Consider the following 24,395-nt stretch of genomic DNA (forward strand, 5'->3'; position numbering starts at 1 on the left):
TTGCTCTGATAATCTACGTTTTATACGATCGTAAATACTTCGTTGAATATTACAACTTAGCACTTAAGGGAGATTTCAAAATTAATGATTTTCACTATCAATACCCATAAATTCAACTGTTAAGACAAGACTTATGAGTCCTAAAAAGAAGTTTAGGTCATCTAAATTTATAAATTAAAAAGTGTATCTGTGGATAATTTTCGTAGAACTTCCAATATTCTTTCGTAATTTGCAAGTAAGTTGTTCATTGTAAACATTTTGAAGTTAAATAAATTTACTCTTTTTCAATCAAATGAACAACTTTATTATTTATCAATCAAAATGCACAACGGGTATAATTTACAATTTTTAAAATATGTAGCTTAACTTATACTATAAAATTCAGGGGATATCCATCTACCTGTGATTTTACAAATGTCGCAGTTGCTATAAGTGTAAAAACAAATAAAACTTTTTTCATATTTTTTGAGTTAACTAAACCATCGTAAATTCAGTAAAAAAACTTTCAAAATCATGAATTACATGCATTTAATACATAAAATAATTATTATAGGTTATAAAAAATATAGACTCCGCTATTCAAGCGGAGTCTATCATGATTTATTTCATATTATTTTAAAATTAGATGACTTCTGCAACAATAAATGTACTACCTCCAACGTAAATCATGTCATTTTCTGTTGCATTTGATTTTGCAGCAATTAATGCCTTTTCTACAGTATCAAAAAAGTGTTTATCGGTAATATCTTCTGGTATGATTTTATACAAGTCGTCAATGTCATATTTTCGAGGAACATCTGGTTGACATAAATAATAAGTTGCTTTTTTAGGAAAGAAATTTAAAATAGATAAAACATCTTTATCATTCACAAATCCTAAAACCAAATGCAATTGATTATAAGCTTGCTCATTTATTTGTTTTGAAACCTCTGCTAAACCATGTGGATTATGCGCAGTATCAGCAACAATTAATGGGTGTTGTCCTAAAATATCCCAACGTCCGCGCAAATTTGTATTCTTTACAACATTCAATAAGCCATTCGTAATATTTTCAGGAGAGACTGCCCAACCTTGTTTTTGCAATTGTTCAATAGCGGTTAAAACGGTACGTTTATTTTTGATTTGATAAGACCCTTTCAAATCTGAAGCTAAATCTTGAAAATGTTTTTCTTCAGCAAAAATGATTTTTGCATTTCTATCTTTCGCTACTTGTTCAAAAATTGTTTTTGTCTCTGCTGTTGTTTCACCAATTACAACCGCTGTATTTGGTTTTATGATACCAGCTTTTTCAAATGCAATTTTGTCCAATGTATCACCCAAAAATTGTGTATGATCTAAACCAATGTTCGTAATCACAGAAAGTTCTGGTAAAATAATATTCGTTGAATCTAATCGTCCGCCCAAACCAGTTTCTATAATCGCGATATCAACTTTCTGTTGTGCAAAATATTCGAAAGCCATCGCAATTGCAATTTCAAAAAAAGATGCTTTTTGATCAATTATTTTTTGCTCATGCTTATTCACAAAATCAATCACAAATTCTTCATCAGCCATTTCTCCATTTACACGTATTCGTTCACGAAAATCTTTGAGATGTGGAGAAGTTGTCAAACCTGTTTTATAACCTGCTTCCTGAAAAATAGAGGCCAACATATGAGACGTACTTCCTTTACCATTTGTCCCTGCAATATGAACCGTTTTAAACTTAGTTTGAGGATTTCCCAAATACTCGCATAACGCTGTAATATTTGTTAAATCTGCTTTCATTGCTGATGCTCCAACACGTTGAAACATTGGTAAATTTGTAAACAACCAATCGATTGTTTCTTGATACGTTCTCATTTATTCAAAAATTTTACACGAAGTTACGGAATCATCTTCAAAAAAAAATCGAATTTCTCCGAAGAAAAATTCGATTCTATTATTTATGAATTGACTATTCTTAATCTGAATAATCTTGTTTTGTAGTTAATAATATTTTTAAAACAATAAATCCAACAATAGCAGCTGTTAACGAAGCTACTAAAATCATCAATTTCGCTTCATTTATATAACTTGGGTCTTTGAAGGCCAACATCGAAACAAAAATAGACATTGTAAATCCAATTCCTCCTAAAATTCCGACACCAAAAACTCGTTTGAAATTTACTGCTGTAGGTAATTCACACAATCCTAATTTAACCGCAATCCATGTAAATAATGTAATTCCGACTGGTTTTCCTACAACTAATCCTAAGAAAATACCCGAAGCTAAAGGAATACTAAAATGCGCTAATCCTCCACCATCTATCGTAATTGCGGTATTTGCTAAAGCAAATAATGGTAGAATAATAAATGCTACTGGAATATGTAAAGCATGCTCCATTTTAGCTGAAAGTGATTTAGAATCGTCCTTATCAAATGGAATTGTAAATGCAACCAAAACTCCCGCAATTGTAGCGTGAATACCCGAATGTAACATAAACCACCAAACAGCAATCCCTCCAATGATATAAGGAATTATTGATTTTACTTTTAATTTATTTAAAGCGAAAAGACCTAACAAAATGGCAATTGCAATTCCGAATTGTGTAAAATCTAAAGGTAATTCTGGATTCGGATAAAACAATGCAATCACGACAATTGCTCCTAAATCGTCAATAACAGCTAAAGCTGTTAAAAATACTTTTAATGATAATGGAACTCTTTTTCCTAACATAGTTATAATAGCAACAGCAAAAGCAATATCTGTCGCCATCGGAATTCCAAAACCATGAATGGTATCCGTTCCTTTATTCGTCAAAAAGAAAATAAATGCAGGAATTAACATTCCTCCCAAAGCTGCAAAAACAGGTAAAATTGCTTTTTTAGTATCCGACAATTCACCTACAAAAACTTCGCGTTTTAATTCTAAACCAATCAAGAAAAAGAAAATAGCCATCAAACCATCATTAATCCAATGTGCAAAAGAATGCCCAAACATATCTGTTAACCATATCGCATCATAAGATTCTGCAATTGGTGAATTGGCTAATAATAAAGAAAACGCAGTACAGAAAATCAATAAAATTCCTCCTGAGGTTTGGCTATGAAAAAATTGGTTAAAAAGTTTAGAAACTATCATTATATTTTTTTTAGTTTGGTAAAAATAATGAACTCGTTTTTAACCGCCTAATCTAAACGAAACAATAAGACCTAAATTATCATTTATATAATCTTCAAAATACTTTTTTGATACCAATTACTAAAATTAAACATCTTTTCGATGATAAAAACGAATATGAAAGGTAAAATCAGCAAGAAATAATTATGAGATTGAATGATAAAAAAACTACAAAACACTAAAAATCTAATATGTTCTAAATACGGTACCCATCTTTTTTGTTCTAATTGTGCACCAATATTTATTAATGTAATCAAGACAAATACAACGAAGAAACCTTTGGTTAAATTATCAAATTGATCAAAGTAATATGTTAGAATACTCATCGCAAAAAACGATAAAATCAATTGTAAATTAATATAACCTTTGTATTTGAAATGATAACTATTCCCTTTATTCTTAGACATCCATTTCTTTTCAATAATTGGTCTTATTTCCTGATCCATCACTGCTGGACTACCAAAATATATCGTCAATTTTTCTTTAATGGAGGATTTTCTTCGAGCAGCTTCATACAACTCTAAATAATAATGAAAATGTTGCCACAAAAAACTGTAACTATTGATAGGATGCGTCAATCCATATCTTGGTTTTTCTTCTTCTTTCTGAAAAGTACCAAATAATATGTCCCAAAAAACAAATACATCTCCATAATTTTTGTCCAAATATTTTTCGTCAGAAGCATGATGAACACCATGAAGAGAATGTGTTATAAAAATATATTCAAGCCATTTTTGTTTCTCCAAAATCTGCGTATGCGTAAAAAAAGAATACACGCCATGAACCACCAAAATCGTCATCACTAAATTTGGATGAAAACCAATAAAAGGCAAAATACACCAAAAAATATTGCGAACAATTGCTTGCAAAGTCGTTATACGTGCCGCCACCGTAAAATTAAATTCTTCGGATTGATGATGCACAATATGGGCTCCCCAAAAAATATTGACTTCATGTCCCAAACGATGATACCAATACCAAACAAAATCTGTCGCTAGAAGCATCACAACCCAAATCCACCAAGCATTTGAAATATCTAAAAGACGATAATTTTCGTAAATCCAAACATACAAATTGTAAAAACTTACCGTAATAAAAAGATTCAATAATCGTTCTGCAATTCCTATTGAAATATTAGAAACCGAACTTTCATACTTATAAATATTCTTTAATTTTTTCTTTTTAACAACTACATATTCAAGCCATAAAAAAAGAAAAAAAGCTGGTAAAGCAAAAGCTAAATACTCGGGATGATTCATTTTTAAGCACTTAAAAATTGATTAATATGTTGATTAAAAAGTATCGGCTGTTCCATCATCGGCACATGACCACAATCATCGCTATAAGCTAATTTTGCATTAGGTAAATGTGCAAAAAACTCTTCAGCAACATTTGGCGGTGTCACAATATCTTGTTTTCCCCAAACCAATAAAACTGGCTAATCTATTTTATGTAAAAGATGTTTCAAATTTTGTCGCTTTGCATCTCGCGCAATTTAAATTATAGACAAAGCTTTTGTAGGCGTATTAGCGGCCGAAAAAACATCATCAACCAACTCTTTTGTTACAACATTTTTTGTTTCAAAAACTTCTTCTACCTTATTTTTGATATACTCGTAATCTCGCACACGCACAAAAGAAGCCTGCAAATTGCTTTCATACAAACCTGAACTTCCAGCTAAAATCAATTTATCAAACAAATTTGGATGTGCCAACGCATACAGCAATACAACATGACCGCCCAAAGAATTTCCAATTAATATTGGATTTTCAATTTTATTAGATTGAATGTAATTTTCTAGAAATTGAACTAAATTTTGAAGTGAATTTCTTTTGAAATGTGTAGAAAATAAAGGAAATGTTGGCGTATAAACATTATAATTTTCTTCAAGATTCTTGATAACATTTCCCCAATTACTAAGGCTTCCAAATAAGCCATGAAGTAAAATAACATCTTTATTTTTCGAATATTTCATATCGCATTTATTCTTGGTTATCGAATAAATGTAAATAAAATATTTTTTAAACTCTATTATTTAGATAGACTTTATAAGTGATATATAATTCCAGACGAATGGTCTTTGCTCGCTCCTGTTACAGATGCCAAACAATTTATTTCGTTATAAACACGACGATAACCAAGGAATGCAAATATTAAGGCTTCTTTAAAATCGATTAAATTATCAGTTGGAATAATGATTTCAACAGTTGATAATTCTCCTAAACGATTGATAAAAAATGTATTTCGAACTCCTCCTCCAGTTATCAACACGTTGTTGATATCATATAAAGCAAAGGTATTTTTAATTTGAATTACGAAATGCTCCACACAACTTCTCAGCTTATCTTCGATAGAAATATCGTACTTATCAACAATTGTTAAAAACTCATTCATAACCCATTCAAAACCTAATGATTTTGGAAAAGGTTGATGATAAAAATTCAAAAGATTCAATTCTTCAACTAATGCGATATTAATATGTCCTTGTTCTGCTCGTTCTCCATTTTTATCAAAATCAAAACCGAGTTGTTTTGCATAATGATTCAAGACAATATTAATTGGGCAGATATCAAATGCAATTCGTTTTCCATTTCTATTCATCGAAATGTTAGAAAAACCTCCAAGGTTTAAACATGCATCATAGTTAGAAAATAATAATTCGTCCCCAATCGGAACCAAAGGCGCTCCTTGTCCTCCTAAAATAACGTCTTGTGTTCTGAAATCGCACACCACTTTTTGTTGACAACGCGACGCAATTGCTAAACCATTTCCTATTTGCAAAGTGAATGATTTCTGCGGTTGATGAAAAATAGTTTGCCCGTGAGATGCAACAAAATCTACTTTTCTAATCTTATTTTTATGAATAAATTCTTTTACTTGTTCTCCAAGAAAATAACCATACTCTACATCTAGTTGGCATAAATCCATTGCCGAATATTGAAAAGCTTCTGTTAGTTTTGTTCGCCAATCGGATGAATAATCTATAGTTTCGGCATGTAAAATTTCGAAATGTTGGTTATCATCAAATCGGACATAGCAAATATCCAAACCATCTAACGAAGTTCCAGACATTAAACCAATGCAAAAAGTAGGGTTTTTCATGCTGTAAATTTAATGAGAGAAATTGATAGTTGGTTGGTTTAGAAATTAGAAATTTTAAATATCTAAGAAACCATCTTTCATTTTTTCCTTGATGAAAAAACGAAACAAAAAAATCAAGACCTCAATAAATCGGCTGAAAATGATTCATTCTACGCGAAAAGATTTAAAAACCTATCGGTTAAATCTTTTTTATCGCTTCGAATTTCTTCATTTTTTTAACGCCTTTTTATTGAAAGGTCATTTGAAATTCCTTTGAATAAGTAAATTAGTTTTCAATTATTAATAAGGTATGATTCTGAAAAAAGTATAAATATTATTACTCAAAACTTAGTACTTATTACTTATAACTCTAGATGCGTTAGGGATAGTAGTGGAAATCCTTTGCGTGAAACAAAGCGATAGCGAAGTTACAAAGTAAAGATTGCAACGAATAGCCCGCCCGAAGGGAACGCCCAAATCATTAGAAAAATTGTTTTGATAATTCTTAGGTTATTGCGAATATATCAGTTAGAAATTCTAATGATAAAAGCTTATATTTGAAACACAATTAATACAAACAAAACATGGCACAAGATGTAATCTTCGATTTGATTAAAGAAGAAAAAGAAAGACAACTGAATGGAATTGAATTAATCGCGTCAGAAAACTTTGTTTCAGACAACGTAATGCGCGCGATGGGTTCTGTTTTGACAAATAAATATGCAGAAGGTTATCCTGGAAAGCGCTATTACGGTGGCTGCGAAGTTGTAGACGAAGTAGAAACTATTGCAATTGATCGTTTGAAAGCGTTGTTTAATGCAGAGTATGCAAATGTGCAACCTCACTCAGGATCTCAGGCAAATGCAGCTGTTTACTTAGCATGTTTGAAACCAGGAGACAAGATCTTAGGATTCGATTTATCGCACGGAGGGCACTTAACTCACGGTTCTCCTGTTAACTTTTCTGGGTTAACTTACCAAACTTCTTTCTATGGAGTGGACAAAGAGACGGGAAGAATTGATTACGAAGCTATGGCAGAAACTGCTCGTAAAGAGAAGCCTCAAATGATAATTTGTGGTGCTTCAGCATATTCAAGAGACATAGATTATGCTAAATTTCGTGAGGTAGCTGATGAAGTTGGTGCTTTGTTATTAGCTGATATCTCGCATCCTGCTGGGTTAATCGCCCGCGGAATCTTAAACGATCCTATGCCTCATTGTCATATCGTAACGACGACAACTCACAAAACTTTACGTGGTCCTCGTGGTGGAGTCATTATGATGGGGAAAGATTTTGAGAACCCTTGGGGAGCAAAAACTCCTAAAGGTGAAGTGAAAATGATGTCTCAAATCTTGAACGGAGCAGTGTTCCCTGGTACACAAGGTGGGCCTTTGGAGCATGTAATCGCGTCTAAAGCTGTTGCTTTTGAAGAGGCTTTATCTGATGGTTATATGGACTATATTGTACAAGTTGTGAAGAATGCTAAGGCTTTAGCTGCGGCATTGGTTGCAAAAGGTTATGACATTGTTTCCGGAGGTACAGATAATCACTGTATGTTGATCGACTTACGTAACAAAGGTATTTCTGGGAAACAAGCAGAAAACGCTTTAGTTTCGGCAGAAATCACTTGTAACAAAAACATGGTTCCTTTCGATGATAAATCTCCTTTCGTTACATCGGGGATTCGTTTAGGTACGGCTGCTGTAACAACTCGTGGGTTGGTTGAAGCAGATATGCAAACTGTTGCTGACTTGATTGACGAAGTATTAATGAATATTGATAACGAAGAAATCATTGATGGAGTTGCAGATCGTGTAAACGAGTTCATGTCTTCTCGCCCATTATTTCAAATGAAATAAATAGAAACTTAGTTTCGATGATAACAATAGAAAAGTCCTGAGTATTTCTTAGGACTTTTTGTTTGATATAAAATGTCGAGACGTTTTAATCAAAACCACCTTAGCTTTTAGGTAAAATCACTTGACGTTTTTATTGAAATGTCTTGAGGAAATAATTTATTTCATTTTAATTTATAAAAAGAATAAAATAATGAGAATTCTAATTAGATATATGATTACAAAAATTATCATCCTGAATAAAGTAATAACTAAGTAGAAGTATTTCTTCAATACATATGTTAAAGAATAATTATTCAAAAGTGTTTATTACTTCTTTATAATCTAAAGTAAACATTATAAAAAAAAGCAACTTCGAGATGAAGTTGCTTTTCTATTTAAAAATAAGATAAGTCTTTGTTTTTACGCATTCAATGCTTCTGCACCACCAACGATCTCTAAGATCTCGTTTGTAATAGCAGCTTGACGAGCTTTGTTGTATTGAATTTTCAATCCTTTTTGTAACTCGCTTGCGTTGTCTGTTGCTTTATGCATTGCAGTCATACGTGCTCCGTGCTCAGAAGCGTTAGCATCTAATACGGCTTTGAATAATTGCGTTTTCAACGTTTGAGGGATTAAGTCTCTTAAAATTTCTTCTTTCGAAGGGTTGAAGATATAATCTAACTCTGCTGAATTGTTTGCTTCTTCTTCAGTTTTCTCTAAAACGACTGGTAAAAATTGTTCGTCTTGTACAATTTGAACAGCTGCATTTTGAAATTGATTGTAGATAATTCTGATTTGATCAAAGTCACCCGCAGTAAATTTCTCTACTAAATCGTCTGCAATTTCAGCTACATCTGCAAAATTTAAATTATCCCAAATGCTTGATGCATTTTTATAGATAGTTTGTGTTTTACTAAAAGTATCATTAGCTTTTTTACCAATTGCTAAAATCTCTACGTGTTTACTTGCTAATTCGCCAGCTAATAACGCATTTACTTTTTTGATGATGCTTGAGTTGTATCCTCCACATAAACCTCTATTTGAGTTAATAACGACTAAAAGTACTTTATTAACTTCGCGCTCTTCTGTTAATGCACCTCCTACTTCAGCTTCTAAAGTAGAACTTACATTTTGTAAAAGTTCACGTAATTTATCTGCATAAGGACGTAACTGTACGATAGAATCTGTAGCACGTTTTAGTTTTGCAGCAGAAACTAATTTCATAGCACTTGTAATCTGCATTGTAGAACCTACAGAAGTAATACGGTTACGTATATCTTTTAAATTTGGCATAATTCTATTTGAGATGAAGGATTAAAAGGAACTTAGAGATTCGGAAACCTCTAAGTTTCATTTATATTTTATTAGTATTTAGAAGTAGTTTCTGTGATAACTTTCTTCAATACATCCATAATTTCATCAGTCCATTTACCTAAACGGATAGATGTTAAAGTGTCTGCATATTTGTTGCGCATTAACTCAACAAAGTCAGCTTGCCACTCTTTCACTTGGTTAACTGGAACGTTTTTCAACATACCGTTAGTACCCGCATAAATAACTGCTACTTGTTCTTCTACTGGAATTGGAGCGTTAACACCTTGTTTTAATAACTCAACGTTACGTTCACCTTTACCAATTACGTTCATTGTAGCTGCATCTAAATCAGAACCAAATTTCGCGAAAGCTTCTAACTCACGGTATTGTGCTTGGTCTAATTTTAATGTACCAGATACTTTTTTCATTGGTTTTGTTTGTGCAGAACCACCAACACGAGATACAGAGATACCTACGTTGATCGCTGGACGAACACCTGAGTTGAATAAATCAGACTCTAAGAAGATTTGTCCATCTGTAATCGAAATTACGTTTGTTGGGATATATGCAGAAACGTCACCAGCTTGAGTTTCGATAATTGGTAAAGCAGTTAAAGAACCACCACCTTTTACGATACCTTTCATAGATTCTGGTAAATCATTCATTTGAGATGCAATTGCATCATCTTTGATTACTTTTGCAGCACGCTCTAATAAACGAGAGTGTAAGTAGAAAACGTCTCCAGGATATGCTTCACGTCCTGGTGGGCGACGTAATAATAAAGACACCTCACGGTATGCAACGGCTTGTTTAGATAAATCATCATAAACAATTAACGCTGGACGACCAGAGTCACGGAAATACTCTCCGATTGCAGCACCTGCCATTGGAGCATATACTTGCATTGGAGCTGGATCAGATGCATTAGCAGCAACTACTACTGTATATTTATCTGCACCGTGGTCTTGTAATGTTTTCATGATACCTGCTACTGTAGAACCTTTTTGTCCTACTGCAACATAGATACAGAAAACTGTTTCACCTCTATCGTAAAACTCTTTTTGATTTAAGATTGCATCTAAAGCAACAGAAGTTTTACCTGTTTGACGGTCACCAATGATTAACTCACGTTGTCCACGTCCAATTGGAATCATCGAGTCAATAGAAACGATACCAGTTTGTAATGGTTCGTTTACTGGTTGACGATAGATAACCCCAGGAGCTTTACGCTCGATAGGCATTTCATATAATTGTCCTTCGATTGGTCCTTTACCATCGATAGGATTTCCTAACATATCTACAACACGTCCTAACATTCCTTCACCTACGTTAATAGATGCAATTTTGTTTGTACGTTTTACAGTGTCACCTTCTTTAATACCTTTTGAAGGTCCGAAAAGTACAATACCTACGTTGTCTTCTTCAAGGTTTTGTACCATTCCTTCTAACCCGTTTGAGAATTCTACTAATTCTCCGTATTGAGCATTGTCTAACCCGTAAACACGAGCAATACCATCCCCAACAGTTAGAACGGTTCCTACTTCTGCTAATTCAACTGATGAATCAAAGCTTGTAAGTTGTTGTTTTAATATAGCTGAAACTTCAGCTGGATTTATTTCTGGCATTTCTGAAATATTTAAAATTTAGGAATGTATTCGTTTTTCGAAAAATCTTTTTTTAATGTAGCTAACTTAGTTTTGATTGAAGAATCTACTTGATTGTTTCCAATTTTTAAAACGAAACCTCCAATTAAAGATGCATCAATTTTGTTCTCTACTTTTACTTGACTATTTGTGGCTAAAGTTTGTTTTGCTTTTGCTACAATATTATCAATTGTATTTTGATCTAATTGTACTGCCGAAGTAATTTCTGCTGTAACAATATTATTTGCTAAATCGTATAATGAAATAAACTGATCTGCAATTTTAGACAAAATATTTTCTCTACCATGTCTTACGACTAACGAAATGAATGTTTGAGAAGTTTTTGATAAAGATTTGAAAATCTCACTCAATACAGCTTCTTTTTTCTTTGCATCAATCACCGGAGAATTTAAGAAAACTCTTAAATCATCATTCTCTTTTATGACTTTGCGAACATCATTCATTTCAGCATACACTACGTCTGTTTGGCTTGCTCCATTCGCAAACTCCATCAAACCTTTAGCATATCTATGTGCTGCTCTGAATCCTGCCATGATTAATTGAATTTAACTTGATCAATAACATCATTCACTAAAGCTTCTTGTGCAGATTTATCTGACAATTCTTTAGTTAAGATTTTTTCAGCAATTTCAATTGACAACTGCCCAACTTGATTTTTGATATCAGCCATAGCCGATGCCTTTTCATTTTGGATAGCTGACTTAGCATTTTCAATTAATTTGTTTGCTTCTACAGTTGCAGAATTTTTTGCCTCGTTGATGATATTTTCTTTCATTTCACGCGCTTCTTTTAAGATAGCATCACGTTCAGCACGAGCTTCTTTCATGATTTTCTCGTTTTGAGCGTTTAATAAAGCCATCTCTTCTTTCGCTTTTTTAGCTGCGTTTAATGCATCCTCGATAGATTGTTCTCTTTCTTTAACTGCAGATAGAATTGGTTTCCAAGCTAATGATCTTAACAATACTAATAAGATGATAAATACGACCGCAGTCCAAAAAATAAGACCAACTGAAGGTGTAATTAAATCCATTGTGTGTATGTATTAAATTTTATTTTTTACTAATTAATTTTTTAATGAATTAGCTTCAACAACCAACCGTTATTGAAGCTAATTTTTAATTCAAATATTATCCGTTACCTAATAACGCAACTACGATACCGAACAAACCTGCACCCTCGATTAAGGCTGCTGCGATAATCATAGCTGTTTGAATTTTTGAAGCCGCTTCTGGTTGTCTAGCGATTCCTTCCATAGCTGATCCACCGATTTTACCGATACCTAAACCAACTCCTAAAACTGCTAAACCAGCTCCGATTGCTGCAATACTTCCTGTCATGATAATTGTATTTAATTATTAAAAAATTATTTTATTGTTTTTTATATTCTATTCTTAATGGTGATCGTGGTCTGCTACTGCTGTTCCGATAAATAACGAAACTAACATTGTGAATACGAATGCTTGTAGTGCGGCTACTAATAACTCTAAACAGTAGATAAATAACGCTAATGGAATAGATCCACCTGCCATAGCTTCTGTTTGGAAAATAAAGATTAACGAAATTAACGACATAATAATAATGTGACCTGCTGTAATGTTCGCAAATAAACGAATCATTAAGGCGAAAGGTTTTGTAATAATCCCGATTAACTCAATTGGAGCTAAGATTAATTTTACTGGAACCGGTACACCTGGCATCCATAACATATGTCCCCAGTAACCTTTGTTTCCTGAGAAATTAATTACGATTAATGCGATTAATGCTAATACAAATGTAACTGCGATATTACCTGTAACGTTAGCTGCACCTGGTAACAATCCTAATAAATTGTTGATCCAAATGAAGAAAAATAACGTTAATAAATAAGGCATAAATTTCGCGTATTTTTTCTCACCAATATTTGGAATCGCTACTTCATCACGAACAAAAATAATAATTGGCTCGATAAATCCTGCGATACCTTTTGGTACCATATTTCCTTTTTTGTAGTTTGATGCAACTGCAGAGAAAACTAAGATTAAAATAACGAAAGAGATTAACATTGATGTTACGTTTTTCGTAATAGAAAAATCTAATGGTTTTTCATTTTCTAAATGAATAGCTCCTTTTTCGTCTACGTGAGGTTTGATTGTACCTTGCGCATCTGTTTTGTAGATTTTTTCGTGGTAGTTGATGTAGTAATTTCCGTTACTCTCAACAACCGCTTCGTTGTGGTGAAATTTAGAAGACATAAAAACTTGTAAACCATTATCCCATAAAATAACAGGTAATGCAACTCCTACACTTTTTTCTCCTTCTCCCCATAAATGCCAATCGTGTGCATCTGCAATGTGATGCATGATACCTGGCACTGGGTTAAATGTAGATTCGCCAGATTTCACTTTAGCAGCTTCCTCTTGACTTTTTACTTGCTCACTTTTAATTAACTCCTCAAACGTTTTTGGAAGACTTTCGTGCGGAACCGCTGTAGAGGCAAATCCGAAATTGAAAAGTAATAAAAACGCTAATAACGCTGAAAATTTCATGTATAATTCCTTTGTTTCTAAATTGCGTGCAAAATTATAGTAAATTAACCACTTACCAAAGTCAAATGCTAAAAATCATTAAACTTTTTTTAACTTTAAATTAATTAAGCGAATAAACACTAAAACTTCGGCTAGCAAAATTACAAAATAACTTATAATTAATTGCACAACATTTAATTTAATTTGTTCATTCACAACAATCAATGCTAATACAATTGCCATCTTCGCAATCATCCCTCCCATAAAGGCAAAACCAACATATTCTGGAAATTTTATCTTCACAAAACAACCAACTTGCAAAATCATTAATGTAATTAAACCAATTATTAAATACATTTTTGGAACAATTAGCGGATTTTCGCTAAAATTATAATGCGCAACAATTGCGTAATGAATACCACAAAAAATTGCAACCATTGCAATAAAAGAAAGTGCTAAAAGAATAAATTTCTTAATCATTAAAATTATTTTTTTGGTAATTGCTTCAACATCAAATATAATCCTGCAAAAACTCCCAGCAAAGATAAGCCAGCCGTCCATAATGGCTTGTCTGTTTCCATTTTTTTATCCAAAAAAGTTCCTAACCAAGCAAATAACGCAATCGTTACCGCCATCTGTATTCCCGTCGCAGAAAACTTTAAATATTGATTTACACCTTCGGACTTTCGTTCTTCTTTCATAAGTTTTATGTAATTTTGCAAAAAATTATTTCGTGGTAAAGATAGGAAACATAGAATTACCAGACTTCCCTTTATTGCTTGCACCGATGGAAGATGTGAGTGATCCGCCATTTCGTCGCCTATGCAAAATGCATGGAGCAGACTTGATGTATACTGAATTTATTTCTTCAGAAGGATTGATTCGTGATGCAATAAAAAGTCGTCAAAAATTAGATATTTTTGATTACGAACGTCCTATTGGTATTCAAATTTTTGGTGGAGATGAAGAGGCAATGGCGATGTCAGCTAAAATTGTTGAAACTGTTCAACCAGATATTGTTGATATTAACTTTGGATGTCCCGTAAAAAAAGTAGTTTGTAAAGGCGCAGGAGCAGGTGTTTTAAAAGATATAGATTTGATGGTACGTTTAACAAAATCTGTTGTTGAAAGTACACATTTACCAGTTACTGTAAAAACGCGTTTGGGTTGGGATTCTGACTCGATTAACATTTATGAAGTTGCCGAACGTTTGCAAGAAACAGGTATCAAAGCATTGTCAATTCACGGACGTACGCGTACACAAATGTATAAAGGACAAGCAAATTGGGAACCGATTGCAAAAGTAAAAGCGAACCCAAATATTGAGATTCCAATTTTTGGAAATGGAGATATTGATTCGCCGCAAAAAGCGATCGAATACAAAGAAAAATACGGTGTAGATGGTGTGATGATTGGTCGTGCGGCGATTGGATATCCTTGGATTTTCGAGCAAATTAAACATTATCGAGAAACAGGTGAATTGTTACCAGAACCAACAATTGTAGAACGAATGGAAGCGGCTAAAAATCACTTAAATTGGGCGATTGATTGGAAAGGAGAACGAACTGGAATTTTGGAAACACGTATGCATTATACCAATTATTTCAAAGGAATTCCTAATTTCAAACCTTATCGTACAAAATTAGTCACACAAGATAATCTTGTTGATTTGATGCAAACTTTCGAAGAAATTGAAGAAGAATTTATTCCAACATTAGAAGAAATTTAATCGTTAGAAATAATTCATCACTATAAAAAAATCCACCAAAAAACTTGGTGGATTTTTCATTTAAACTTGAGACTATAATTAATTACAATTATCTACAAGCAACACTTCTTCTGGATTCAGCGTATCATATTTCATCAATACAACTTCGTCCACGTCTGCTCTAGATCGTAAAGTAACTTCATAAACTTCATCATTCACAGGATATTGTATCGTTGCTTTCGGACGTTTAAATGTTCCGCTAGTTTCCACAACAACACCTTCTACACATTTCCCTGTTTTAGCCAATTGATCTTCTAATTGACTTTTCGAATATTGACTAAATCCGAATGCTGCAAGACCTAAAACTGCAATGACGATATAAAAATATTTTTTCATAGAATTAAAATTTAATGTTTCGTATTAGTTTTGTTTGAAACAAATTTAGATTCAATTCTATCGTTATAAAATCCCTATTATTAGCTAATTTTTAGTTTCGTGTTTGGTTTTCAGTGCATAAAGTGCAAAAGTTCCCAACCAATGACTCCCCATATAATCATCGTTCGAAATATTATTGAACGAGTAATTGAAATGATGATTTGCCCAATCATTCAAATAATTTAACTCTGGTAATTTTGCAGAAATTTGATACAAAGCCGTTGCACGACTAAAATTCAAACCATCCAAATGAACCAATTGCCCATCCGTACGATCCGAAACAATTCCAGGTTTTAGCTCATGTTTTTTATCAAACAATTGTGGTAAAAATGATTTCAACCATTTTTTATATTCATCATGCGGGTGAATTTTAGACATTAACAAAGCTTCTTCCAAACAAGCCGAAAGAAAATCTGATCCACTTGGCTCGAAAGCAATATTGCAACTTTTATCTTTTTGGTAAAGACGATTTGCATTATCAATAATCACTTTTTCAAATGCTTTATCATTCACAGAACGTGCATAATCTATCGCTAAACTCAAACCAAAAGCCGTATTATCATGCGTTCCTGTACGAATTGGATAAACTAATTTCGGCAAATATTCTTTGTATCTAACAATAATCAAATCACTCAAAGGTTTCAGATTTTTTGCCCAAACTTGCGCATCTTTATCTTGCCAATTATTCAATTCCATTTGCAATTGTAACAACCAAGCCCAACCGTATGTACGTTCGAAATTCTTGTTATTTTTATCATTGAAAAAGGCCATTTCAACCGCAACATTTTCTGCTGTAATCAATTGATTTAACTCATTTCTAACCTGATTATTTTGATCCAATTCAGGAAAATCTTTCATCAATTTCACAATCGACCAAAATCCATGCACAGACGAATGCCAATCAAAACAACCATAAAAAATTGGACGCAATTGCTTTGGCGTTTTAAGATCTGCATCACTTCCCAAAACATTTCCTAATTTGTTCGGATACTCAGTCTTGATACAATGTGTCGGTAATTCAAATATTTTTTTGGCTTGATCTAAGTGTAATTCTTGCGCAAAAGCAGTCGTCGTCAATAAAGTTGTTAAATAGAGTAATTTTTTCATCAAAATGTTTTTACCAAATTACTAATTTTTATTCGAGTCCAAGAATTTTTCTAACTCTTCTTTTGCTTGTAAACTTTCAGGAAAATTTTTCACATTTTGTTCAAAAAACTGTTTTGCTAAATCATTTTTCTTTTGTTTTACCAGATAATTTGCAACATTGTTGATATACGTTTCTGTTGGTTGAAAAGAATAATTCAATTTTCTAGAAATCGCTTCAAACGAATCTTTAACCAAATTTGGTTGATTCGGAATCTCTTTAATATTCACACGATAACCATCAAACTGCCAACGCAAATAATCAATCGAGCCAATCATTGGAACCGAACCATGTTCTTCGCCAACATATTGTTTGTAATGATAATTCAACGATTTATTCTTTGATAATTTCAAACGTTCATCCACCTTTTTTATGCTTTGATAATGATCGCGTAAATGATTTGTATTTTGACTTTCTCCGACTTGCGTAATCATCAAAAATCGATTCTCGAAAGAATGATTTTCTAAGTTTTGATAAAGATTCAATAATTCTTTGTCATTAAACCAAATACTTGGATCGTGCGCAACATATCCATTGAAAGTTTTGGGGTGATTGTACAAGGTTTTCAACGCAAAATAGCCACCCAAAGAATGTCCAATTAACAAACGAAAATCATTCACACGATAATTTTTCTGCATAAAAGGAAACAATTCAGTTTGAATAAAATTGAGGAAATTAACATCATTCACATGTGTAAAATCTTTTGTTCGATCACCATTTTTATTTGTAATTCCAACAATAATCGATTCGGGCATTTCTGGATAAAAACCAGATTGAAATTTAGAAACTACGCCTGTTAAAAATGTAAAATTAGATTCGGCATCTAACACATAAATCACTGGATAATTTACTTTTTGAAGTTTATTATTGGTATACGACTCGGGAAGATTCACCCAAATTTCTCGTTCAGTATTTAAGATTTTAGAATTTATTTTTTGAATTTCACCAATTGATAATTTTTCTTGCGAAAAACCGATTTGAAAGAAAATCAAACAAAATAAAAGTAGGAATTTTTTCATGTATAAAATTTTCCTAAAAATAGCTATTTAGAATTATTCTACACAAATGATTTTGGACAGAAAAAACGACCTCATCATGAAGTCGTTTTTCTGTATAATTTGTATTTTTTTAACTAAAAATATTCCATTTCAAGCCAAGTTGAAATTTGAAATCTCGGTACGGAACATTTGGTGCTGCAAAATAATCAGGTTGTTTTGTAAACGACGCATTGATATGCTCACCACGAATGTAAAAACGCATATTACGAACCTTGAAATTGATAAAAACATCCAAAATAGGATAACCACCAATCTCTTGTATACTTGCTGGATCTTGCAATGCAAATTCGTTCAGAATTGGGATGTAACGCAAACCATTGTATTTCGTAAAATATGTTGCATTAATACCAGCTTGTAATTGAGCATTCTTATTGAATAATTCTCCTTGCCAATACAATGTTTCACGAATTAAGAAATCTGGCAAAGGCATATATTCTTCGTTTTTCGTTACTTTTTGATATTGCGCTGTCGAAACCAAATTAATCTTTCCGAAACGTAAATGATTTTCACCTTTTATTTTGAAATAATTAATATTATCCGTCAATTGTTTATAAACCAACAATTCGTTTAAATATACTTTATTGTCAATATTATAAATTGAGGCTTCTAAGGTTGTATTAACTTTATCTAACTTTAACTTTGCAAAAATATTTTGAACATTTTCTGTTTCAAATTTATTAACGTAGTTAAAATTATTAAAGAAACTTTGATTGTAAACTGCATTCAACGAAGGAAGTTTTGACTGAATAACCGCTCCAGCACTCAATGTATAACCTTCTATCGGCGTCACATCTAAAACCGCATCTACATTGTAAACACTTTTGTAATTATCAGATTGCAGATATTCAACATTTCCGTAAAGTTTCAATTTTTCATTCCAATCAAAATCCACTTTTCCAAGAACTCCAAAAAGATTTTCCTCTATTTGCTTTGGAACTGCAATAATCGTCATGGCTTGATCAGCAAAAACGCGCAAATTCTGGAATTTAACACCAGCCTCTATCTTCACACGATCTGTCCACTGAAAACCAGCAGTTGTCGTATTGGATAAATCTGTAAAACTCTTTTTACTTCTATAATCCATTCCTGTAATAATCGGTGTAGAATATAAAGTTCCGTTTGGTGACGTATCCTCGTAGCGATATTTTTGTTTTTCGTACGAAAATTTATTCTTCAATTCAATTGGATTATAAAAAGTCGAATCTTTTTCATTCATCTTTTTTAAGATTCCGTACGAAGCATTCAATTCAATTCGACGTGCATCAAACTCAGATTTTGCTGTTTGTGAATTCACGGGAATATTACGAACATTCGTCATTCTGCGCTCATCTTGTAAAATAAAATCGTTGATATCCTCTATTCCACCGTTCTCATTATTTTTCAGATTTTGTGCTGCATAGTTCCACCACAATTTGAAACGTTCCGATTTTGTTTTATAATTTGATGAAAAAACAAAGGTATTATTCTGCGCTTTTTCATGACGATAACGACCTTCAGAAATTAATCCACGATAATGAAACGTATAATTGAATTGCTTGTTGAAATTATGCGAAAATGTTGAAGACAAAAAGTTACCTTCTTTAACACCATTCTCGTAAATAAACTCGGTATATGGCGTTTTGACATCATAATATTTGATATCATTTGCATAATAATAATTGTATTTTTTACCAGTTGGTAACATCGACGGATTGAATGGCGTATTTTGATACTCCAAATCCACCACTACACCACCAACATTCGGAAAAAATAATTTTCCGAACGCATCATTGCGAATAAAATTTTGATTATAATAGTTTTTGATACTTAATGTCGTATCCAAAACCTCTGGTTTTCTGCCATTTGTCCAAAACTTATAATCGTCTATTTTGGTTTTATAATATGTAACCGAATCATTTGTTGATGATCCTTTTAATGGTTTTAAAACTTTTATTGAATCCTCCTGAGCTTGCGCTACAACAGCTCCTAATAAAAATAAACCAATGATTGTTTTTTTCATCCTGTTGAATAAATCCTTACAAAAGTAATCTAAAATTGAGAGATACAAAAAAACCCACTTATTTCTAAGTGGGTTAAATATTTTATAAATCTTTCTTAAAAAGTGAAAGTTGTTCCGTCAGCGCCGTCTTTTAGTTGGATACCTAATGCACTTAATTCATCACGAATTTGATCTGATAATGCCCAATTTTTATCTACACGTGCCTGATTACGCATTTCGATTAGCATTTTTACAACACCATCTAATTTATCTGAACTTTCGTTTGCAGCTTCTGTATCCAAACCTAAAACATCATGAACAAAACCATTCATAATTGCTTTTAAACGTTCTAAATCTTCTGCTATAATATTCTCGAAACTATCTTTGATTGAATTAATCATTTTCACTGCATCAAATAAATGTGCGATCAATATCGGCGTATTGAAATCATCATCCATTGCGGTATATAATTTCGTTTCTAATTCATCAATATTAACGGTAGATGTTTTCTTTGGCGTAATTGTTTCTAATGTTTTTAATGCTTCAACCAAACGATTATATCCCTTTTCGGAAGCTAACATTGCATCATTCGAAATATCTAAAACACTGCGATAATGCGCTTGTAAGAAACAAAAACGTACAACAGCTGGATGAAATGGTTTTTCGAAGAAATCATTTTCACCATTCACTAATTGCATAGGTAAAATGTAATTTCCAGTCGATTTACTCATACGCTGACCATTCATCGTCAACATATTCGCATGCATCCAATATTTTACTGGTTCGTGACCATTAGAACCTTTTGCTTGCGCAATTTCACATTCGTGGTGAGGGAATTTAAGATCCATTCCTCCTCCGTGAATATCAAAATAATCTCCAAGATATTTTGTGCTCATCACTGTACATTCTAAGTGCCAACCAGGGAAACCATCTCCCCAAGGAGAAGCCCAACGCATAATGTGAGCAGGCGAAGCGTTTTTCCAAAGTGCAAAATCCACTGGATTCTTTTTCTCTCCTTGCCCGTCTAAATCTCTTGTATTATTGATTAATTCTTCGATGTTACGGTTACTCAATTCACCATAATCAAGTCCTTTTTTGTTGTAAGCTTCCACATCAAAATAAACTGATCCGTTTACTTCATAAGCAAATCCTAAATCAATTAATTTTTCTGCTAAAGCAATTTGTTCTAAAATATGACCTGTCGCTGTAGGCTCGATTGTTGGAGGTAGTAAATTAAATTTTTCTAAAACTTTATGAAAATCAACTGTATACTTCTGTACGATTTCCATTGGTTCTAATTTCTCTAATTTAGATTGTTTTACAAAACGATCATTTTCTACATTTCCATCATCCGTTAAATGTCCAGCATCAGTAATATTACGAACGTAACGAACTTTGTAACCCAAAAATTTTAGGTAACGATAAATCATATCAAACGACATAAACGTACGTACATTTCCAAGATGCACATTACTGTAAACGGTAGGTCCACAAACATACATTCCAACATTATCTTGATTAATTGGTTCGAACGTTTCTTTCTGTCCCGTTAAGGAATTATGTAATTTTAATTGATTTTCTTTTACCATTTTATAGGATTTATAATTTAAACATTGAAAGGAGTTTTCATTCCGATGTACGAAATAAACTCTTTTCTTAATTGCTCACTTTCTTTAAAAGCTCCACCAAATTCAGCTGTTACAGTACTTGATTCGATATCTTTAATTCCGCGCGAATTTACACACAAATGTTTCGCATCAATAATACATGCAACATCATCAGTTCCCAAAGCTTCTTGCATTGCTTTCACAATTTGCATTGTCAAACGCTCTTGTACCTGCGGACGTTTTGCATAATATTCTACAATACGATTCATTTTAGACAAACCGATTACTTTCCCTTTCGAGATGTAACCAACATGTGCACGTCCAACGATTGGTAAAAAGTGATGCTCGCAAGTCGAATAAACCACGATATCCTTTTCAACCAACATTTGATTGTAGTTATATTTATTTTCGAAAGTTGACATTCCAGGCTTACGCTCTGGCAATAAACCACCAAAAATCTCTTTTACGAACATTTTCGCAACACGTTTTGGCGTTCCTTTCAAACTATCATCTGTTAAATCTAAGCCTAAAGTTTCCATGATGTTACGGAAATCCGCTTCTATCTTTTCCACTTTTTCTTCAGCAGACAACTCAAATGCATCAGCTCTCAAAGGCGTTTCTAAGTTTGCTGACATATGGTCGTCCCCCATTTCGTCATGAAGATGTTTATCACACATTACATAAAAATTTTAGCAAATTTATAAAAGATAGTGTTATAAAACCTTATCAAAACTCAATTATTCCAACTGAAATGATTTCTATTATTTATTGAACCGATGAAAAGATTATCTTTGAAGTATCACAAATTCGAAAAAATGATCAAGAAAACTTACGGCATCGATTTTCTTTCGTTCGAGGACTACAAAGGAATCAAAGAAGGAAACATCGAAATTGAACTTAATGAAGCAAGTAAACAACAAATCTTAAAATCTCAACAAAATGTTGCTAAAATAGTCGCTTCTGGGCAAACAGTGTATGGAATAAATACTGGTTTTGGTCCACTTTGCGATACTAAAATTTCGGAAGAAGAAACACGTCAACTTCAACACAATTTATTAATCAGTCATGCGGTTGGTGTTGGAAATCCAATCAAGAAAGAAATTTCTAAAACCATGTTAATTGCAAAAGCACATGCTTTATCAAAAGGATATTCTGGTGTGACTTTAGAAGTTGTGGAACGAATTTTATTAATGGTCGAAAAAGATATTATTCCTGTTGTTCCAGAAAAAGGATCTGTTGGAGCATCTGGAGATTTAGCGCCTTTATCACATTTATTTTTACCATTAATTGGTGAAGGAAAAGTTTGGGATGGCGATACAATTATTTCGACAAAAGAAGCATTAGCTAAACACAACTTACAACCTTTACATCTTTCTGCGAAAGAAGGTTTAGGATTAATCAACGGAACACAATTCATTTTATCTCATGCTTTAAATGGTTTAGAAAAATTTGAATATTTATTGAATTTAGCTGACGTTGCAGGCGCTTTATCATTAGAAGCTTACGAAGGTTCTCCTCGTCCATTCGAAGAAGAATTGCACCAAGTTCGTCCATTCAAAGGAACATTATTGGTTGCAGAACGCATGCGAAATTTATTGAAAGGCTCTGAAATTGCTTTCTCTCACGCAGATTGTGGTCGTGTACAAGATCCATATTCATTACGTTGTATGCCTCAAGTTCATGGCGCATCACGAAATGCTTTTTTCCATTTACAAGAATTAGCAGAAATCGAATTAAATTCTGTTACCGATAATCCAATCGTTGTTTCGGATGAAGAAGCTATTTCTGGTGGAAACTTCCACGGACAACCATTAGCAATGGTGTTAGATTACGCAACAATTGCCGCTTCAGAATTAGGAAACATTTCAGATCGTCGTCAATATTTATTAATCGAAGGAAAATATGGTTTACCAAAATTATTAACAGAAAGTTCTGGTTTAAATTCTGGTTTCATGATTCCTCAATATACATCTGCTGCGCTTTGTACAGAAAACAAAACATTGTGTTTCCCTGCATCGGCAGATAGTATTCCGACTTCTTTGGGACAAGAAGATCATGTTTCGATGGGAAGTATTTCTGGACGAAAATTCAACCAAGTTTTAGACAATGTAGAACGTATTTTAGCAATCGAATTAATGTACGCTTGTCAAGGTTTAGAATTTAGAAGACCACGTAAAACAAGTGCATTCTTAGAAGAAGTTTTCGCAAAAGTTCGTTCGGTATGTCCTAAATTAGAAGACGATCGTTTGATTGGAGATGACATCAACAATATTATTGATTTGTTGCAAACAGATGATTTCAAAAAATTAATATTAAGTTTTTAAATTATCCTTTTCATCCAGAATTTGTCGAAGGATAAACTATTAATAATATAGAAAACTACTATATATAGAAGACTCTTCGACAGGCTCAGAATGACAATTACAACAACGACAATCAAGTAAATATCATTCCAAATAAATGGAGGAATTTAAAAAAATATAATGTGTTCCTGAAACAAGTTCAGGATGACTTAACGATTAGTCAAGTTGAATTCATTTCAACTTCGCATCAAATTAAAATGTAATATGCTAAAATTCGATAAAAAATCATTCGTCCATTTGTTGGTGATATTTTAGTCGTGATTTTTATTTACTATTTTATCAAAGCATTTATCAACACAAAAGCAATTAACATTGCAATTTTTACATTGACTTTTTCTTTTGTTGTAGAAATTTTACAATATTTCAATTTTGTAGAAATAATTGGTTTAGGACATAATAAAGCAGCTCGAATAATTATCGGAACATTTTTTTCTTGGATTGATTTACTATGTTATTTCATCGGATTTGTTCTATTATTTTTTATTGATAAAGATTTGAAGAAAAAAAATGTAATTTGAACGAGATTTCTCAACAAGCTCCTTTAGATTTGAAAATCTTA

General features: G+C 32.6%; 24 protein-coding genes and 1 pseudogene. 4 read left to right on the forward strand and 21 right to left on the reverse strand.

What is annotated here, in order from left to right:
- From B4L98_RS14745 to B4L98_RS08585, 7 genes and pseudogenes are all read right to left on the reverse strand, one after another.
- Window positions 1-248, reverse strand: a pseudogene (locus B4L98_RS14745) (IS982 family transposase); the annotation flags it as partial.
- Window positions 249-621: 373 nt separating this feature from the next.
- Window positions 622-1,842, reverse strand: coding sequence for a bifunctional folylpolyglutamate synthase/dihydrofolate synthase (locus B4L98_RS08560; RefSeq protein ID WP_291059199.1), 1,221 nt, complete (start codon window positions 1,840-1,842; stop codon window positions 622-624).
- A 100-nt stretch (window positions 1,843-1,942) separates the two neighbouring features.
- Entirely contained in the window at window positions 1,943-3,103 is a 1,161-nt protein-coding gene (gene nhaA, locus B4L98_RS08565; protein ID WP_291059201.1) for a Na+/H+ antiporter NhaA, read from the reverse strand.
- An 83-nt stretch (window positions 3,104-3,186) separates the two neighbouring features.
- On the reverse strand, window positions 3,187-4,401 hold the full coding sequence (locus B4L98_RS08570) for a sterol desaturase family protein (protein ID WP_291072153.1): 1,215 nt from the start codon (window positions 4,399-4,401) through the stop codon (window positions 3,187-3,189).
- Between the two features lie 2 nt (window positions 4,402-4,403).
- Window positions 4,404-4,571 (reverse strand): alpha/beta fold hydrolase, encoded by a 168-nt coding sequence (locus B4L98_RS08575; RefSeq protein ID WP_291059203.1) that lies wholly within the window; start codon window positions 4,569-4,571, stop codon window positions 4,404-4,406.
- A 66-nt stretch (window positions 4,572-4,637) separates the two neighbouring features.
- A complete protein-coding gene (locus B4L98_RS08580) occupies window positions 4,638-5,117 on the reverse strand; it encodes an alpha/beta fold hydrolase (protein ID WP_291059205.1) in 480 nt (159 codons plus the stop codon).
- Between the two features lie 71 nt (window positions 5,118-5,188).
- Entirely contained in the window at window positions 5,189-6,244 is a 1,056-nt protein-coding gene (locus tag B4L98_RS08585) for an anhydro-N-acetylmuramic acid kinase (RefSeq protein ID WP_291059207.1), read from the reverse strand.
- Between the two features lie 563 nt (window positions 6,245-6,807).
- On the opposite strand from B4L98_RS08585, the gene glyA reads away from it, so the two are divergent.
- Window positions 6,808-8,082 (forward strand): serine hydroxymethyltransferase, encoded by a 1,275-nt coding sequence (gene glyA, locus B4L98_RS08590; RefSeq protein ID WP_291059209.1) that lies wholly within the window; start codon window positions 6,808-6,810, stop codon window positions 8,080-8,082.
- A 399-nt stretch (window positions 8,083-8,481) separates the two neighbouring features.
- On the opposite strand, the gene atpG is transcribed toward glyA, so the two are convergent.
- The 8 genes from atpG to B4L98_RS08630 all read right to left on the reverse strand — a co-directional run bounded on the left by atpG (window position 8,482) and on the right by B4L98_RS08630 (window position 14,244).
- The gene (gene atpG, locus B4L98_RS08595; protein ID WP_221854234.1) at window positions 8,482-9,354 is read right to left on the reverse strand and encodes an ATP synthase F1 subunit gamma; all 873 of its coding nucleotides are present in this window, start codon (window positions 9,352-9,354) and stop codon (window positions 8,482-8,484) included.
- A 71-nt stretch (window positions 9,355-9,425) separates the two neighbouring features.
- Window positions 9,426-11,000: a F0F1 ATP synthase subunit alpha gene (gene atpA / locus B4L98_RS08600; protein ID WP_038335134.1), complete on the reverse strand. Its 1,575-nt coding sequence runs from the start codon at window positions 10,998-11,000 to the stop codon at window positions 9,426-9,428.
- An 11-nt stretch (window positions 11,001-11,011) separates the two neighbouring features.
- The gene (gene atpH, locus B4L98_RS08605; RefSeq protein ID WP_114997871.1) at window positions 11,012-11,572 is read right to left on the reverse strand and encodes an ATP synthase F1 subunit delta; all 561 of its coding nucleotides are present in this window, start codon (window positions 11,570-11,572) and stop codon (window positions 11,012-11,014) included.
- 2 nt (window positions 11,573-11,574) lie between these two features.
- Window positions 11,575-12,069 (reverse strand): F0F1 ATP synthase subunit B, encoded by a 495-nt coding sequence (locus tag B4L98_RS08610; protein WP_038335122.1) that lies wholly within the window; start codon window positions 12,067-12,069, stop codon window positions 11,575-11,577.
- Window positions 12,070-12,166: 97 nt separating this feature from the next.
- Window positions 12,167-12,376: an ATP synthase F0 subunit C gene (gene atpE / locus B4L98_RS08615; protein ID WP_013598300.1), complete on the reverse strand. Its 210-nt coding sequence runs from the start codon at window positions 12,374-12,376 to the stop codon at window positions 12,167-12,169.
- Window positions 12,377-12,430: 54 nt separating this feature from the next.
- Window positions 12,431-13,564: a F0F1 ATP synthase subunit A gene (gene atpB / locus B4L98_RS08620; protein WP_291059211.1), complete on the reverse strand. Its 1,134-nt coding sequence runs from the start codon at window positions 13,562-13,564 to the stop codon at window positions 12,431-12,433.
- A 78-nt stretch (window positions 13,565-13,642) separates the two neighbouring features.
- On the reverse strand, window positions 13,643-14,023 hold the full coding sequence (locus tag B4L98_RS08625) for a hypothetical protein (protein WP_291059213.1): 381 nt from the start codon (window positions 14,021-14,023) through the stop codon (window positions 13,643-13,645).
- 5 nt (window positions 14,024-14,028) lie between these two features.
- The gene (locus B4L98_RS08630; protein WP_114997876.1) at window positions 14,029-14,244 is read right to left on the reverse strand and encodes an AtpZ/AtpI family protein; all 216 of its coding nucleotides are present in this window, start codon (window positions 14,242-14,244) and stop codon (window positions 14,029-14,031) included.
- Between the two features lie 32 nt (window positions 14,245-14,276).
- Here B4L98_RS08630 and dusB point away from each other — a divergent pair, with 32 nt between their 5' ends.
- A complete protein-coding gene (gene dusB / locus B4L98_RS08635; protein ID WP_291059216.1) occupies window positions 14,277-15,272 on the forward strand; it encodes a tRNA dihydrouridine synthase DusB in 996 nt (331 codons plus the stop codon).
- 78 nt (window positions 15,273-15,350) lie between these two features.
- Here the strand turns inward: dusB and B4L98_RS08640 are convergent, their stop codons facing one another.
- The 6 genes from B4L98_RS08640 to folE all read right to left on the reverse strand — a co-directional run bounded on the left by B4L98_RS08640 (window position 15,351) and on the right by folE (window position 22,150).
- Window positions 15,351-15,647 (reverse strand): hypothetical protein, encoded by a 297-nt coding sequence (locus B4L98_RS08640; protein WP_221854236.1) that lies wholly within the window; start codon window positions 15,645-15,647, stop codon window positions 15,351-15,353.
- An 84-nt stretch (window positions 15,648-15,731) separates the two neighbouring features.
- Window positions 15,732-16,793 (reverse strand): DUF2891 domain-containing protein, encoded by a 1,062-nt coding sequence (locus B4L98_RS08645; protein WP_291059218.1) that lies wholly within the window; start codon window positions 16,791-16,793, stop codon window positions 15,732-15,734.
- Window positions 16,794-16,814: 21 nt separating this feature from the next.
- On the reverse strand, window positions 16,815-17,849 hold the full coding sequence (locus B4L98_RS08650; protein WP_291059220.1) for an alpha/beta hydrolase: 1,035 nt from the start codon (window positions 17,847-17,849) through the stop codon (window positions 16,815-16,817).
- A 109-nt stretch (window positions 17,850-17,958) separates the two neighbouring features.
- A complete protein-coding gene (locus B4L98_RS08655; RefSeq protein ID WP_291078026.1) occupies window positions 17,959-19,887 on the reverse strand; it encodes a putative porin in 1,929 nt (642 codons plus the stop codon).
- 95 nt (window positions 19,888-19,982) lie between these two features.
- Window positions 19,983-21,455 carry a cysteine--tRNA ligase gene (gene cysS, locus B4L98_RS08660; protein ID WP_291047639.1) on the reverse strand — a complete coding sequence of 491 codons (1,473 nt, stop codon included), beginning with the start codon at window positions 21,453-21,455 and terminating at the stop codon, window positions 19,983-19,985.
- 17 nt (window positions 21,456-21,472) lie between these two features.
- A complete protein-coding gene (folE, locus tag B4L98_RS08665; protein WP_219033828.1) occupies window positions 21,473-22,150 on the reverse strand; it encodes a GTP cyclohydrolase I FolE in 678 nt (225 codons plus the stop codon).
- A 138-nt stretch (window positions 22,151-22,288) separates the two neighbouring features.
- Between folE and hutH the strand changes: the two genes are divergently transcribed.
- Together hutH and B4L98_RS08675 are read left to right on the forward strand one after the other, a co-directional pair.
- The gene (hutH, locus tag B4L98_RS08670) at window positions 22,289-23,797 is read left to right on the forward strand and encodes a histidine ammonia-lyase (RefSeq protein ID WP_291047637.1); all 1,509 of its coding nucleotides are present in this window, start codon (window positions 22,289-22,291) and stop codon (window positions 23,795-23,797) included.
- Window positions 23,798-24,063: 266 nt separating this feature from the next.
- A complete protein-coding gene (locus tag B4L98_RS08675; protein WP_291047663.1) occupies window positions 24,064-24,354 on the forward strand; it encodes a DUF2809 domain-containing protein in 291 nt (96 codons plus the stop codon).
- The last annotated feature ends 41 nt before the right edge of the window (window positions 24,355-24,395 follow it).

The sequence above is a fragment of the Empedobacter sp. UBA5528 genome (genome assembly GCF_002426075.1).
In the GTDB taxonomy this organism is placed as follows: domain Bacteria; phylum Bacteroidota; class Bacteroidia; order Flavobacteriales; family Weeksellaceae; genus Empedobacter; species Empedobacter falsenii_B.

Bases quoted from the DNA above. Each gene is read 5' to 3' on its own strand.
- hutH (WP_291047637.1), top strand. From the start codon at position 22,289: ATGATCAAGAAAACTTACGGCATCGATTTTCTTTCGTTCGAGGACTAC.
- atpH (WP_114997871.1), bottom strand. From the start codon at position 11,572: ATGGCAGGATTCAGAGCAGCACATAGATATGCTAAAGGTTTGATGGAG.
- glyA (WP_291059209.1), top strand. From the start codon at position 6,808: ATGGCACAAGATGTAATCTTCGATTTGATTAAAGAAGAAAAAGAAAGA.
- B4L98_RS08580 (WP_291059205.1), bottom strand. From the start codon at position 5,117: ATGAAATATTCGAAAAATAAAGATGTTATTTTACTTCATGGCTTATTT.
- atpG (WP_221854234.1), bottom strand. From the start codon at position 9,354: ATGCCAAATTTAAAAGATATACGTAACCGTATTACTTCTGTAGGTTCT.
- B4L98_RS08570 (WP_291072153.1), bottom strand. From the start codon at position 4,401: ATGAATCATCCCGAGTATTTAGCTTTTGCTTTACCAGCTTTTTTTCTT.
- B4L98_RS08655 (WP_291078026.1), bottom strand. From the start codon at position 19,887: ATGAAAAAAACAATCATTGGTTTATTTTTATTAGGAGCTGTTGTAGCG.
- atpB (WP_291059211.1), bottom strand. From the start codon at position 13,564: ATGAAATTTTCAGCGTTATTAGCGTTTTTATTACTTTTCAATTTCGGA.
- B4L98_RS08630 (WP_114997876.1), bottom strand. From the start codon at position 14,244: ATGAAAGAAGAACGAAAGTCCGAAGGTGTAAATCAATATTTAAAGTTT.
- B4L98_RS08625 (WP_291059213.1), bottom strand. From the start codon at position 14,023: ATGATTAAGAAATTTATTCTTTTAGCACTTTCTTTTATTGCAATGGTT.
- B4L98_RS08650 (WP_291059220.1), bottom strand. From the start codon at position 17,849: ATGAAAAAATTCCTACTTTTATTTTGTTTGATTTTCTTTCAAATCGGT.
- atpA (WP_038335134.1), bottom strand. From the start codon at position 11,000: ATGCCAGAAATAAATCCAGCTGAAGTTTCAGCTATATTAAAACAACAA.
- B4L98_RS08610 (WP_038335122.1), bottom strand. From the start codon at position 12,069: ATGGATTTAATTACACCTTCAGTTGGTCTTATTTTTTGGACTGCGGTC.
- nhaA (WP_291059201.1), bottom strand. From the start codon at position 3,103: ATGATAGTTTCTAAACTTTTTAACCAATTTTTTCATAGCCAAACCTCA.
- cysS (WP_291047639.1), bottom strand. From the start codon at position 21,455: ATGGTAAAAGAAAATCAATTAAAATTACATAATTCCTTAACGGGACAG.
- B4L98_RS08585 (WP_291059207.1), bottom strand. From the start codon at position 6,244: ATGAAAAACCCTACTTTTTGCATTGGTTTAATGTCTGGAACTTCGTTA.
- folE (WP_219033828.1), bottom strand. From the start codon at position 22,150: ATGTGTGATAAACATCTTCATGACGAAATGGGGGACGACCATATGTCA.
- atpE (WP_013598300.1), bottom strand. From the start codon at position 12,376: ATGACAGGAAGTATTGCAGCAATCGGAGCTGGTTTAGCAGTTTTAGGA.
- B4L98_RS08560 (WP_291059199.1), bottom strand. From the start codon at position 1,842: ATGAGAACGTATCAAGAAACAATCGATTGGTTGTTTACAAATTTACCA.
- B4L98_RS08645 (WP_291059218.1), bottom strand. From the start codon at position 16,793: ATGAAAAAATTACTCTATTTAACAACTTTATTGACGACGACTGCTTTT.
- B4L98_RS08640 (WP_221854236.1), bottom strand. From the start codon at position 15,647: ATGAAAAAATATTTTTATATCGTCATTGCAGTTTTAGGTCTTGCAGCA.